The 13182-nt window shown below is 41.0% G+C and carries 15 protein-coding genes; 4 read left to right on the forward strand and 11 right to left on the reverse strand.

The annotated features are described in order from the left end of the window. Positions 1-43: 43 nt before the first annotated feature. A complete protein-coding gene (gene fabG, locus AC3WTL_RS09980) occupies positions 44-784 on the reverse strand; it encodes a 3-oxoacyl-ACP reductase FabG (protein WP_061792794.1) in 741 nt (246 codons plus the stop codon). Positions 785-1028: 244 nt separating this feature from the next. On the opposite strand from fabG, the gene AC3WTL_RS09985 reads away from it, so the two are divergent. Beyond that, positions 1029-1355, forward strand: a complete 327-nt coding sequence (locus AC3WTL_RS09985) for a hypothetical protein (protein ID WP_197207712.1) — start codon at positions 1029-1031, stop codon at positions 1353-1355. 63 nt (positions 1356-1418) lie between these two features. Here the strand turns inward: AC3WTL_RS09985 and lepB are convergent, their stop codons facing one another. The 4 genes from lepB to AC3WTL_RS10005 form a co-directional block, all read right to left on the reverse strand. Then, a complete protein-coding gene (gene lepB / locus AC3WTL_RS09990) occupies positions 1419-1973 on the reverse strand; it encodes a signal peptidase I (protein ID WP_048011209.1) in 555 nt (184 codons plus the stop codon). A gap of 27 nt (positions 1974-2000) precedes the next feature. After that, the gene (locus AC3WTL_RS09995; protein ID WP_048011193.1) at positions 2001-2624 is read right to left on the reverse strand and encodes a TVP38/TMEM64 family protein; all 624 of its coding nucleotides are present in this window, start codon (positions 2622-2624) and stop codon (positions 2001-2003) included. A gap of 469 nt (positions 2625-3093) precedes the next feature. Continuing rightward, positions 3094-4023, reverse strand: coding sequence for an LCP family protein (locus tag AC3WTL_RS10000; protein ID WP_175609148.1), 930 nt, complete (start codon positions 4021-4023; stop codon positions 3094-3096). 263 nt (positions 4024-4286) lie between these two features. Beyond that, entirely contained in the window at positions 4287-6272 is a 1986-nt protein-coding gene (locus AC3WTL_RS10005) for a S9 family peptidase (protein WP_492369334.1), read from the reverse strand. Positions 6273-6501: 229 nt separating this feature from the next. Here AC3WTL_RS10005 and AC3WTL_RS10010 point away from each other — a divergent pair, with 229 nt between their 5' ends. After that, positions 6502-6891: a YhjD family protein gene (locus AC3WTL_RS10010; RefSeq protein WP_252221236.1), complete on the forward strand. Its 390-nt coding sequence runs from the start codon at positions 6502-6504 to the stop codon at positions 6889-6891. A gap of 103 nt (positions 6892-6994) precedes the next feature. Here the strand turns inward: AC3WTL_RS10010 and AC3WTL_RS10015 are convergent, their stop codons facing one another. Further along, positions 6995-7549, reverse strand: a complete 555-nt coding sequence (locus AC3WTL_RS10015; protein WP_248346632.1) for a competence protein ComK — start codon at positions 7547-7549, stop codon at positions 6995-6997. A 198-nt stretch (positions 7550-7747) separates the two neighbouring features. Between AC3WTL_RS10015 and AC3WTL_RS10020 the strand changes: the two genes are divergently transcribed. Further along, positions 7748-7984: an IDEAL domain-containing protein gene (locus AC3WTL_RS10020; RefSeq protein ID WP_163143203.1), complete on the forward strand. Its 237-nt coding sequence runs from the start codon at positions 7748-7750 to the stop codon at positions 7982-7984. 62 nt (positions 7985-8046) lie between these two features. Next, on the forward strand, positions 8047-8691 hold the full coding sequence (locus tag AC3WTL_RS10025; RefSeq protein ID WP_492369335.1) for a Type 1 glutamine amidotransferase-like domain-containing protein: 645 nt from the start codon (positions 8047-8049) through the stop codon (positions 8689-8691). A 46-nt stretch (positions 8692-8737) separates the two neighbouring features. Here the strand turns inward: AC3WTL_RS10025 and AC3WTL_RS10030 are convergent, their stop codons facing one another. The 5 genes from AC3WTL_RS10030 to AC3WTL_RS10050 form a co-directional block, all read right to left on the reverse strand. After that, the gene (locus AC3WTL_RS10030; RefSeq protein WP_048010685.1) at positions 8738-10030 is read right to left on the reverse strand and encodes a M48 family metallopeptidase; all 1293 of its coding nucleotides are present in this window, start codon (positions 10028-10030) and stop codon (positions 8738-8740) included. 163 nt (positions 10031-10193) lie between these two features. Beyond that, on the reverse strand, positions 10194-10499 hold the full coding sequence (locus AC3WTL_RS10035; protein ID WP_009331384.1) for an AzlD domain-containing protein: 306 nt from the start codon (positions 10497-10499) through the stop codon (positions 10194-10196). After that, entirely contained in the window at positions 10492-11220 is a 729-nt protein-coding gene (locus tag AC3WTL_RS10040) for an AzlC family ABC transporter permease (RefSeq protein ID WP_048010686.1), read from the reverse strand. Before AC3WTL_RS10040 ends, AC3WTL_RS10035 begins: the two co-directional genes overlap by 8 nt. A gap of 154 nt (positions 11221-11374) precedes the next feature. Then, positions 11375-12169: an ABC transporter ATP-binding protein gene (locus AC3WTL_RS10045; RefSeq protein ID WP_163143209.1), complete on the reverse strand. Its 795-nt coding sequence runs from the start codon at positions 12167-12169 to the stop codon at positions 11375-11377. Then, on the reverse strand, positions 12144-13166 hold the full coding sequence (locus tag AC3WTL_RS10050) for an ABC transporter permease (protein ID WP_197214603.1): 1023 nt from the start codon (positions 13164-13166) through the stop codon (positions 12144-12146). Before AC3WTL_RS10050 ends, AC3WTL_RS10045 begins: the two co-directional genes overlap by 26 nt. Positions 13167-13182: the final 16 nt, after the last annotated feature.

A 13182-nucleotide genomic window follows, 5' to 3' on the forward strand; every position in this document is an offset into this window, starting at 1 on the left:
CTTTTATTATCTGATTAACGAGCACTCGCTCGGAGTCAGTTTATTACATCATAATACCGCCATCTACATGCAGGACCGTGCCATTCACATAATCAGATTCATCCGAAGCCAGAAACAGATATGCATTCGCAATATCTTCCGGTTTTCCCAGCCTGCCCAGCGGAACCATTCCCTGCATTTGGCCAATCACCTTTTCCGGCACTTTTGCTGTCATGCCTGTAGAGATAAATCCTGGGGCCACGGCATTAACGTTAATTCCTTTTCGGCCGAGTTCTTTTGCCCATGTTTTAGTCATTCCAACCACACCCGCTTTGGCTGCAGCGTAGTTTGTCTGTCCGACATTCCCATAAATTCCGGAAACAGAAGACGTATTGATAATTTTTCCCCTTCCCTGCTCCAGCATGAATGGAAGCACTGCTTGTGTACAATGGAAAACACCTGACAGATTTACATCCATAACCGCCTGAAAATCATCCGGGGATAACTTTGAAAGCATCCCGTCCCTGGTTATTCCTGCATTATTGATAAGGATGTCAATTTTCCCAAATGCTGCTTTTACAGCTTCCGCCATACTGTCTATGCTTTGCCTGTCAGCCACATTAACCTGAAAGAACTCTGCATTTAACCCTTTTTCCTTGAGCTCTTGAGCCCTGGTTATTCCCATGTCCGCGTCATAATCTGCCATGGCTACTGCGGCTCCTTCACCTGCAAACCTTTCTGCTGCAGCGAGACCAATCCCATTGGCTGCACCTGTAATAATGGCGACTTTATCCTTAAGCCTCATTAATTGCACCTCCACTATATGTACAAATATTCCGACATCAAAAACTAAAACAACTCCGGTAACGTGTACATTCGACAAAGCTCGCAGATTCTCCTGTATCCCCTGCAATTTATTCTCAATGTCAAAAAACATTCCCCAGTCTTTCAAGGGAACTGATGGGAATTTTTTGAATCGGTTTAACCGCAGCCAAAATAGGCTAAGAAATATAAAACAATAGACATTAAATTAGAAAGGGGCATTTATCATGAAAGTTGTTTATGGATTGATGGCACAAAACGGAGACGCCCAGGAGCTGTTATGGGACTTGGGATTTTGGGAAAGTGAAGAATCCGCAATGGAATACTTAAATGCCGAAATGGCCAATTCACGCGGAATTACCGTAGAGCCTATTAATATTAATGACGCTATTCCCATTCACCCGGAAGAAATAGAAGAAGAAAAAATGGTTGCCTGTTCCCTTTGCGGAATTGAATACAATCGTGAAGATGTGAATATGACTGACTATGATGAAAACGTGTGTGTGAACTGCGAACCTGAATATAGGGATAATCCTAATTTGCATGTTATCTAAGATTAGCCTTTTCTGCAAAAATAAGGGACTCGAAAATTCGAGTCCCTTATACTATAAGATCTGTTAGAATGACGCATCCATTTCATCAAGCGGCCAATAGCGCAGGTTTACTTTCCCTACAACCTGGCCGGCTGAAATAAATCCAAAATGCCGGCTGTCCCAGCTTCCGAGACGATTATCTCCCATAACAAAAAGTTTACCCTCTGGGACAGTTTCTGTGCCCGTCATCTCCAGCAATGTAAAGTCACCTGTCAGTTTGCCTCCTGAGATTTCTTTCCGGTACTTATCCAAATAATGTTCATCCACTTTCTTGCCATTAATAAATAATTCATCATTACGGTATGCAATTTCATCCCCTGGCATTCCTATTATTCTTTTTACAAAATCCTCTTCATCATTATGATGGAAAACAATTACGTCAAAGCGTTCTAAATCGCTGACCTGATAGCCGATTTTATTGACAATCAGCTTATTTCCATCCTGGAGGGTCGGCATCATGGATTCACCTTCGACAACGTAATTGGAGAAGAAAAAAGTCCGTATAAAAGCAAAGATGATAATGCCTATTGCAAAAGCCTTCAGCCATTCCGCTCCTTCTTTTCTCAATCCTTCCTTCACCATTCATCTCCCCTAGTACTTATGCATTTAATGCTTTTTATTCCCGCGATCTTTTTCTACGCTCATATTCATCTTTATTTCAATAATTTTGCCGACATACCAAAGAATGAAAATGACCAGTGCAACAATGGCAGTGCGAATTGGCTGTGTTATTAATGATCTGATATCATATCCGACAAAGCTTATTGTAAAAATCATCACTATTTTTCCGGTCAGGACTGCCAGCATATATTGAGCAATACTGATATTTGAAAGACCTGCTACAATATTGACAACCGCTGAAGGAGTAAATGGAAAACAAAGCAGGATGAACAATGGTCCGAACCCATGTTTTTCAACCCATTTCATAAGCTTCTGTACCTGCTTATGATTTTTCAAAAAACGGAGTATTCGTTTCTGGCCATATTTTCTGACCAGCAGGAAAACAATCAGCGCTCCTGCGACCGCTCCGACCCAGGAGTATAAAAATCCCAGCCAGAGACCAAATGCACTCGCATTTGCCATAACAAACAAAAACAGAGGCAGAAAGGGCAAAAATGCTTCTAGCATTGGAAGCAGAATACCCGGAAGAGGCCCAAATGAACGATACTCCCGGATTAAATCCATTATATTCTCTAATGTAAACCAATCTTTGAGCAGTTCAAAATCCATTAGTATCTCCTTGTCCAATATCCAGCAATACCTTATTCGACTCGTTTTGATAAAGTGAAACTTCAATCAGTGGGGGTCTTTATCCCCCACTGATTGTTAGTTGAGGCCCACAGGAAGTGGGTCACAAAGACGTTGCTACAGGATGTGGCGTTCTTAGTCTTTGTCCTTCTTTCGGGCCTCTACGGGCTGTTTGACCCCCACTTACCCTCCCTTGATTCCTCTGAGTCTTGAAGTGGGGGTCTTACTGCCCGTTAGACTGCGATAAATAATAAGTTTCCCCTAGTTTTACCATTTCCCCTTTTATTGTACACCTAATCCGGCAAAAACAGTGTTTCTAACTTTTTTTATTTTCGCACTTTCCGTATAAATTGTTGTTTTTCGCCTATCAATGCTGTCCGTTGATTTCCGCTCCATTCAACTCAGGTAAATTATACACAAAAAGCAGCAAACCTTGCGAAAACAGTCGTCTTTATTTTGAAAGAAATTCATGGATTGCCGCTTTATTCGCCTCTTTATCTATGCCCAAAACCGCAGCACCATTAATTCTCTCGTTTTCAAATGTTCCATCAACAGGAACGCGAAGAGTCTCTACATTCCTGTTATCCTTAGATACGAAATCTTTTCCGATATACAGAATGTCACCCGTGTTCATATTGGTATTTACAAAAGGAGTTACCACCCCGATGAGTTTTGGAAGCTTTGTAATGGTCTGAAGGCTTGTAAACTGGCTTGCTACTTCTTTCATTACCTTCTGCTGGCGTTCTACTCTTCCAAAATCCCCTACTGCATCCTGCCTGAACCTGACGTACCCAAGGAGATGCTCTCCATCAAGCCGCTGCAGGCCCGGTTCCAGTGTAACACCAATATTGGCAGACATTCTTTTTTCCACATCAATTTCTACCCCTCTGGGAAAAGCTTCATCAATTAAATGTACAAAGCCTTCAAAGTCAACAATGGAGTAATATTTAATATCTAAATCAAAGTTCTCTTTAAGCGTCTGCCTCAATAACTCAGGGCCTCCATAAGCAAGAGCAGAATTTATTCTGTTTTGCCCATGTCCCGGTATGTCCACATACATGTCTCTCATAAAAGAAATAAGCTTATATGTGCCCTTTTCAGGATGATACTGGGCAACCATTATGGTATCAGCCCTTGATTTCTCCTCTCCCCTTGCATCACTTCCAAGAATCAGGATATTCGTCCCGCCATATTTATCTTTTTCGCCATTGAATTCAAACTCTTCTGTCTGTATATTTGCTTCTCCTTCTGTCTGGGAAACACCTTGCTTAAATTGAAAATAAGAATAGCCAAGGGTTCCTGCAATCAAGAGAAGCAGAATCAGGAGGACAGATTTCCACTTTCCTTTCTTTTTCTTCTTTTCATATCTATCTGATCTCATAAGAATAAGTCCTTTCTTTAAAGCAAATTATGGAACAGTGTAAACACCTTCACTTATATTTGACTGCAGAGTTCAATAAAAAGTTTCGATAGCTATGCTGGTATATCCTGTATACCTTATATTTTGCAGATGAATTGAATTCTTTGCAATTTATTTTAAATGGTTTCTTGCATAAAAAATGACAACATTGTTATATCGGCAAGTTTTGTGTTCCTTTACAGCCTTATGAAAAAACCGCAAACCCGAAGGTCTGCGGTTTTATCTTAGAGATATTCATCAAACCAGCCGGCTATATAGTTTAGTCGGCTGATTCGCAAATTCGGTTTTCCGCTTCTTGAAAGCTCGTGATTGGCTTCAGGGAACCGGACAAATTTTGCTGTTTTCTTCCGATGCTTTAAGGAAATGAATAATTGCTCTGCCTGTTCAATTGGACAGCGATAGTCTTTTTCACTGTGCAGAATCAGTAGTGGTGTATTTATATCATTCACATAAGCAAGCGGAGAGTGTTTCCATAGTTTTTCTATATCATTCATATCACTCTTGATTTGCCAATCAGTAAAATAGTAGCCGATATCACTTACTCCATAAAAGCTGATCCAGTTGGAAATGGAGCGCTGGGTGACAGCTGCCTTGAACCGGCTGGTGTGTCCAATAATCCAGTTGGTCATAAAGCCTCCATAGCTTCCTCCTGTTACGCCAAGCCTTTCTTTATCGATGAAATCGAAGTTTTCGAGCGCGTAATCGACCGCATCCATAATATCCTCATAATCCTTGCCCCCGTAATCTCCTCTGACAGCGTCTACAAAATGCTGGCCATATCCATGGCTTCCCCGCGGGTTGATAAACAATACCGCATAGCCTTTTGCAGCAAGGCATTGGAATTCATGGAAATAAGAATTGGCATACATAGCATGAGGACCGCCATGGATCTCAAGCACAAGCGGTGCTTTTTGGCCCTCTTTTAGATGGACTGGTTTCATGATCCAGCCATGGAGGTCCCACTCATCCGAAGATTTAAACTGAATGGGCTCTGCATCTGCCAGCTCCACTCCGCTCAGGAACTCTTCATTGACTTTTGTCAGCTGTTTTAATTCCCCTGTCGGAACATCAAGTAAAAATAACTCCCCGGGAGATGACGGTCTGCTGATGGCTACAACCGCTTTATTGATAGTTCCGCCTGTTGTCAGTCCATATACATGCTGCTGATCCAGCAGGGCAGGATATAATTCCCCATCTAAAGAGCCATAATAAACAACTGTATTGCCATGATCAGTTGCCAGGAAATAGAAGCTTCTGCTGTCCTCTGCCCAAAGAATTCCCGGTGTTACTGCACCCTGCTGGAAATCTCCGATGGCATAATCACCAGCCAAAATGTCTGATTCTGCAGTCAGGCACTGCAAATCTTCAAATTCCAGGTTATACACCCATACTTTGGTATGCGTAGCATTTTCGTATTCCCTTTCATGCCCGAACAATCCTATGTATTTTCCATCCGGTGACCATGCAGCGCTTCCGAAATAACCTTTTCCATTTGTAATCTTTTTCATGTCTTTTGTTTCAAGATGGATGATATACACATCGCCTAGAAAAGAAAAATCCTTATCTTCACTCAAATCTGCCGAAACAGCAACCCATTTCCCATCTGGAGACCAGTCCTGCAATTGGAAATCATGTTCTCCGGTTGTCAGCTGCTCCATCTCGCCAGTTTCTATATCTATTAAGGCAACCTGGCTGTACCTTCCGTTCCAAAAACCCTGGGCGTCAGATTTGTGTTTCATTTTTTCAATTTCAATCGGTATTGGCTTTTCTTCCTTTTTTTCCTGATTTTCTAGTGTTTCTGCGTCTTCACCCGATTTTATTGAAAGATTGAAGGCAAGTTTATTTCCATCAGGGGACCAGACAGGATTTGAAGCACCATTTGCACAATGTGTCAGCTGTCTGGCTTCTCCGCCTGCTTTGCTCATTACATAAATCTGTGACTTCCCGCCTCTGTCTGATACAAATGCAATTAACTCCCCATCTGGAGACCAGCGGGGTGAATGATTGCGGTGTTTGCCGTAAGTCCACTGAACAGGCTTATTGCTTTTTGCAGTATTTATGTAAAAAACATTTGAACAATATGTATTTTCTTCTTCAAGCATTTTGGTCTCGACAAAAGCCAAATCAGATCCATTCCTGGAAAGCTGCGGATCAGCTACAGATTTTAAATGATAAAGGTCTTCTGGTTTAATTGTTCTTTTTTGCGTCATTTATTTCATCCTTCCTAACTGTGTGTTCTACTTATTTCGACATCAGAAATAAAATCCCTTCCCAATTAGCTTCAGACTGAAACTTTTTTTCATTATTGGAAATGATGAGTATAACAGTATTTCGACAAATATAGGCTCTTGCAAGATAAAACATTCCTTTGTAAAATTAGATAAGAACATATGTTCTTTCGCTAGGCAGGATACTATTATTTAAGGGGAGCAGAACAATATGACCAGAATTCCTGAGGAAGACCGTAATATCATGGAACAGGCTATTTATCTGCCAATGGTGCTGACGGTTTTAAATCGCGACTCCATTGTCATTAATAAAAGCCCGTTTAAACTAAAACAGCCTTATCTTGATTTGGTTGAAGAAACAATGAAGGTCATTCAAAGTGAACTCTCTGAGGTAAAACGCTATATGAATAAAAACCAGCTAAAGGTACAGGAAATAAAGAGGGATGAGGCATTTACTATGTTTATGTTCCTGTACAAAGGATATGAGGAACATCATAATTATTTTAATCCCCGAATCCGCAATAAAGTTCAGGAGCTAATGACGTATTATCTTATTAAAAAACCTTTGCCGGGACCAGAGAAAAATCGGAAAGCCAATTAATTTTTGTATAAGAAAGCCTGCATCTAATAAGGTAATATACTACGGAAAATAGAAGCATGAAACTCCGCATGCTTCTTGGTTATCCTTCAATTCCAGCCCTTTTCTATTGGTAGGCTCCTTTTCTCTCCGAAGCATTCATTATTTTGGAACCATTCGCATAGTAAAGTGACTTTCTCTCTGAATCTTCTATCCTTTTTGTCAATGTCGTTTTCAGCAGTGCTGTTCTGAGCACCTGGTTATTCAGAGTCGTATATGAGACTGGAATTATAAAGCTTTGTTTATTCTTAAAAACTACCTGGGTTTGTGCGTTCTCCGCTCTCTTGAAGTAATTTATGTGATCCAATGCAATCCACATACATTCCGGATTGCTTGGAGAGGCTGTCGGGAAAAAATAAATGAAATTTGTGGGGTCAATCGTTATCGGAGCTTTATGGGTAAAGCCGGTTAATTGGCGTGTACCCTCTTTTCTTCCTTCATAGCTTGATCCAAAATATTTACAGCTGCTTTTAATAATTTCAATCGGCTTAAAGGGAGAAGTTACTTCCTCATCAAGCTCCCAGATTTGCGAATAGACTTTTATCCCATAAGAGAGAGGTTTAATAATCATCGTATTTGGATTGATTTCATATTCTTCAATTATTTGAATATTTTGGGTCATACATTTTCATCTCCTTTTCTATTTCGTGCTCGCTTTTCCATATTAACACCAATTTATCTAAAAATTACTAATTTATTCAATAGTTTCTAAATTGTTCACATTTTAGACATCCGGAAAATATTTTCTAAAAATTTAAAAAATTAGTTGATTATTCAGAAGCAATTCCATATAATATTAAAAAGCTCAGGGGTGGTTTCCATGAAGGAAAAATCATACACCGACTTAATGAAAACGAGTGGATCTAAGCGGAAAAATCTTAAGGAATCTTATGTACTGGATCTTTACCTTGATATGCTTATTTCCGAAATACTGCTGAATAATGAAAGAGAAAAGCTGATGAAAAAAGTAGACGCAGCGATTGATGAAGGAAATAAACCGGCATTTATGCATTTTTCGAAGCAATACAAAGAACTTTCCAAGCGTTTTGGCACATAAAAAGCAGTTTGCCCCCGCCAATCAGCGGGGTATTTTATTTTTAGTCAGGAAGGCGAGGAATAATGAACAGCAGGCATTTATTTTTAATGGGCGGAAGCCCTCCATTTGGGCAAAGGTTAGGAAGAATGTTTACAGAGCTTGCCTGCGGCTCGGATGGCAAAATAGCTATACTCTTTTTGGAAAGGGAAGGCTGGGAGATGTATATGAAGAAGTATACTTCTGCCTTAATTTCTTATGGAGCCAGGAGTTTCTGCTATCTCCCGCTTTCCCCTGACCCAGCAGAATCTTACCTTCAAGAATTAATGTCCTGTTCCGGCATCATTATTGGAGGGGGTAACACAGAAAATTACAGAAAATTAATTGTTGATAGTGAAACCGGAGAATGCATTAGAAGGATGTACATGAATGGTATTCCTGTAGCAGGCTTTTCGGCAGGCGCCCTGATCATCCCGGAACATTGCATCATTCCCCCTATTGATACACCTAAAAGACAGCACCTCTTTTTGAAAGGGCTCGGGTTAATCAGGGGTTGCGCCATCAGTGTCCATTTTACCAAGTGGAATGAACGGGAAAATCTAAAGGCAGCGGCAGGAAAAGTCAGTGCTGCGACTGATTATGGAATTGACGATGATGCAGGCGTCTATTTTCACAATGAAATTCAGGCTGACGATGAAGGAAGCATACATATTTATAAAAATGGAATTTAAAAAAAGCAAGCCGATTGGCCTACTTTTTTAGTTATAATGAAGCAACTCATTCCTCTGTCTGCTTCCGTTCTTTCTGCCTCTGTTCCATTTCAAATTCTTCCAGCATAGAAATGCGCTCAAGCATCGTTGGATGCCCATATCGGAATACTTTCACAAGAAGCGGCGGATTTACCTGGCTTAAACCGGCACGTGTCAGCTCCTGAAATGTTTCTATTGCGGCTTTTGAATCCTTTGTCATTTCAATGGCATAGCGGTCTGCCCTTGTTTCCTGATACCGTGAAACAAGATTGGATAGAGGGCTTGAAATAAAGAGCAGCATTGAAAGAATCATCAAAAAAAGCGGCAGGGAACGTATGTCATTTACTGCAGGAATTTTTAGCGCTCTTCCCCATTTATCTACTGCTTTTTCCATTAATTTAGCAGTCAAATACAGCCCCAGCAGAGAAAGCAGCAAGTATCCTCCAATTCCGATGTAAATATGCTTCTCCACGTAGTGGGCCATTTCATGTGCCATTATAAACAGAATTTGGTCTTCAGTTAATTTATTTAGAGTTGTGTCCCAAAGAACAATTCTTGAATTTGAGCCGATCCCTGTTACATATGCATTCAGCGCATTCGTTTTCTCGGCCATATCGACCTCAAAGACATGTTCAGCCGGTATTTTAGCCTGATTGGCCAAATCAAGAATTTTCGTTTCAAGCTGTTTATCTTTTAAAGGATAAAAATCATTATACAGAGGGTCAATGACAACCGGCTGCAGAAACATCATAAATAAGGTAAATGGAACTGATAATAGCCATGCGTAAAGCCACCATCTTTTCCTGCTCTTATTAATCAGCCAGTAAAGAACAGACACGATAAGAAGCATCATTCCATAATTAACCCAAAAATCAATGAGTTCATCCTTCATCCACCCACTGAAGCTCTGAGTGGAGATATTATACGTTTTTGAAAGCGAAAAGCTGATATAGCTTAATGGCATCGTAGCAATAAAGGCGAAAAAAGAAAGCCAAATCAAATAGATTGCCGTTTGCAGGAATTTGTATGGCGCAGTCTGTTCCGCCCATTTTTTAAAAGCCTTTGATAAGCCAAATAAAAGAATAAATAAATAAAATATCCATTCAAAAGGTGTAGAAATAAAAAACAGCAGGTTTCTTATTTTAGAATATTCCTCACTGAGCATCAGTTCCCTGCCGTTCAGGAAAGTTGCCGGATCTGCCCGTGACCCTTCATACTCAAAGGGCAGACTGGCATCAGCAAAATAGAATAGATACCAATAAAAAAATAAACCGTATACGAAAAAGGCCAGAGCCCCATAAAAACCTAATTTCCGCGCCATCCAATTCCCCTCCTATGGTACAACCTTTCTATATTTAGTTTAGTATAAAAATCTGTAAATAGAACTCAATTGATGGGACAATCATTTCTTTCTATTCCAGCTGTTCTATTGAAAAAGCCGGTTCAAGAAGGAACCGGCTAAAGAACATCCATCATTATCTTTTCTAAAATAAAAAAGAATATACAGATAACACAGCTATTGATCCCAGTACAACGACAATTACATTTGCGCCTAAAAAGGCTGCCAGAAAAGCAGCAGCTGCACCGAGCAGACCAAACCAAATATCTTCATTTATAAAAAGAATACCCGGAAAAATGAGTGCCCCTAATGTCGCATAAGGCACATTCTTTAATATCCCCTGAACAAAGCCGGGAAGCTCCTTCCCCTTAAAAAGCACAAAAGGCAGCAGCCTTGGGATATAAGTAACTGCTGCCATCCCAACAATCATCCACACAATATGGCTACTCATGCTCCTGCCCCCTGTCCCTGTTTTTTACACTTTCTATCCATTCCACTATTACAGCAGATAAAAGCGTGGCCGATACAATTGCCCAGCCTGTCGATAGCGTATTAGTCAAAGTGAAAATCGTGTTAAAACACGCTGCAAGTGCGGCAAGAAAAACAACTTTTGCACTTTTTTTCATAGACGGAACAAGAAGGCCGACAAACATGGCATAAAGTGCAACAGACATGCTTTCCTGCAAGGTCTGCGGAAGGCTCGCCCCAATAAGATGCCCAAGCCCCGAACATATGACCCAGCTTGCATAGGAAACCGATATGAGCCCCAGCATATAACCGCTTGTTACCTTTTCTTCACGTACTGCTGCAACTGAAAAGGTTTCATCCGTAATCCCAAATGATAAAATCACCTTGTTGGCAGCCTGTTCATCGTCCCACTTTTCATTAAGAGAAGTAGACATCAAAAAGTGCCTGATATTCACGATAAAAGTTGTTAAAACAATTTCAAATATGCCTGTTCCCAGTGTAAGCAGGCTCAGGGATATGTACTGTGCTGCCCCGGCAAATACAAGCAAACTCATTAAAACTGTTTCACCTATTGTAAGACCGGTTGTTTTGGCAAGCAGCCCAAATGTTAAAGCAATGGGTGCATATCCTATCGCGATGCTGATTCCCGACTGCACCCCTTTTCTAACTTCACCGGAAGGCTTGCCGACTGCAAGTTCTGCCATGATGCTCACCGCCTAAAAATATAATAAAAGGTTCTAAAAATTATACTATAATAGACTTAAAATTAGAAGAATATGTTATCGTCTTTGAATTTTGATATAATGCCGCTTGAACAAAAAATCCGAACAAGGCAAAAACCTTGTCCGGTCCACAAATCTAAATAAGAATCGCCTTGTCGCTGTTCATTTTCTCCCCACGGATTTTCTGGAATTCCTCCAGCAGTTTTTCCACTGTCAAATCTTTCTTCTCTTCCTCATTTGTTTCAAAAATAATCTGGCCTTTGTCCATCATGATCAGCCTATTTCCCAGGTCAAGCGCCTGCTGCATATTATGGGTTACCATTAATGTGGTAAGATTATATTTTTCCACAATCTCTTTCGTAAGGCTGGTAATTAATTCTGCACGAGCCGGGTCCAAGGCAGCGGTATGTTCGTCCAAAAGTAATATTTTTGGCTCTGTGAAGGTCGCCATCAGCAGGGAGAGCGCCTGCCGTTCTCCGCCTGACAGCAGTCCAACTTTTGCTGAAAGTCTATTTTCCAATCCCAGATGAAGCATTTCCAGGTGACTCTGGAAAAAGTCACGCCGTCTCCTGGAAACCCCTTTGCGAAGTCCGCGCGCCGCAGTTCTCGCATAAGCAATGGCCAGATTTTCCTCTATCGTCATGGAAGGGGCTGTTCCGGCCATCGGATCCTGGAAAACACGTCCAATCAGCCTGGATCTTTTATGTTCCTTCACGAGAGTGACATCCTTTCCATCAACCAGCACTTCTCCCATATCAGGAATCAATTTGCCTGAGATCATGTTCATAAGAGTTGATTTTCCCGCTCCATTACTGCCGATAACCGTCATGAAGTCCCCTGGTTTCAGGTGAAGATCTATTTTGTGTAGAGCTGTTTTTTCATCTGGTGTTCCCTCATTAAACACTTTATGAATCTGATTTAATTGCAGCAAATTGTTCACCACTTTTCCCGTAAGCATTCGTTTTTTTCGCTTCTGCCAATCTCCTGCGCTTTCTCTGCTTCTCCTTCTGCTGCTGAATAAGCTTGGGCAGAATTAGCGCACCAATCACGATTACTGCTGTAATCAGCTTCATATCTCCTGTTTCAAGGAATTCCACTCTCAATGCAAGAGTTACGATAATCCGGTATAGAATGGCTCCTCCGATGACAGCCAATGTAGCTCTGACAATTGTTTTTGCACCGAAAATTGCTTCTCCGATGATTACGGATGCAAGCCCGATGATTATCATCCCGATTCCCATTCCGACATCACTGAATCCGTTATACTGTGCCACTAATGCTCCTGAAAATGCCACCAGTGCGTTTGAAATACCCAAACCGGCTATCTTCAGGAGGTCTGTATCAGCAGAAAAGCTGCGGATCATCGTCTCATTGTCTCCTGTCGCCCGTATAGCCAATCCAATATCTGTCTTTAAAAAAAGATCAATCAGTACCTTAACAGCAAATGCTAAAACCAGCATAAGCAATAGAATCCCCCAGGTCTTAGGAACAAAACTCATTCCCACCGCTCCGAGCAGGCTTTGGATAGTCTGATCAATTCCAAGTCCCTGCCAGAATGCTGTAATCTTTGTAATAGCCGTTTCCTCAGACAGCAGAGGAACATTTGACTTACCCATAATCCTGAGATTTATAGAGTATAATGCAATCATCATTAATATTCCTGATAAAAGCGCGTTAATTTTTCCTTTTGTATGAAGAAGGCCTGTAAGGCAGCCTGCTGCAAAACCCGCAAGCAATGCTGCCATAGTCGCCAAAAATGGATTGTATCCCCCTGTTATCATGACAGCAGCAACAGATGCACCCGTTACAAAACTTCCATCAACCGTCAGATCGGGGAAATCCAATATTCTGAATGAGAGGTAAACGCCCAGCGCCATTAAGGCATAAATAGCGCCTGCTTCAATGGAGCCAAAGATGGCAGTTGGCATAGTAATCTTCCTTTCT

The organism is Cytobacillus sp. EB106-05-05-XG126 (genome assembly GCF_058791715.1).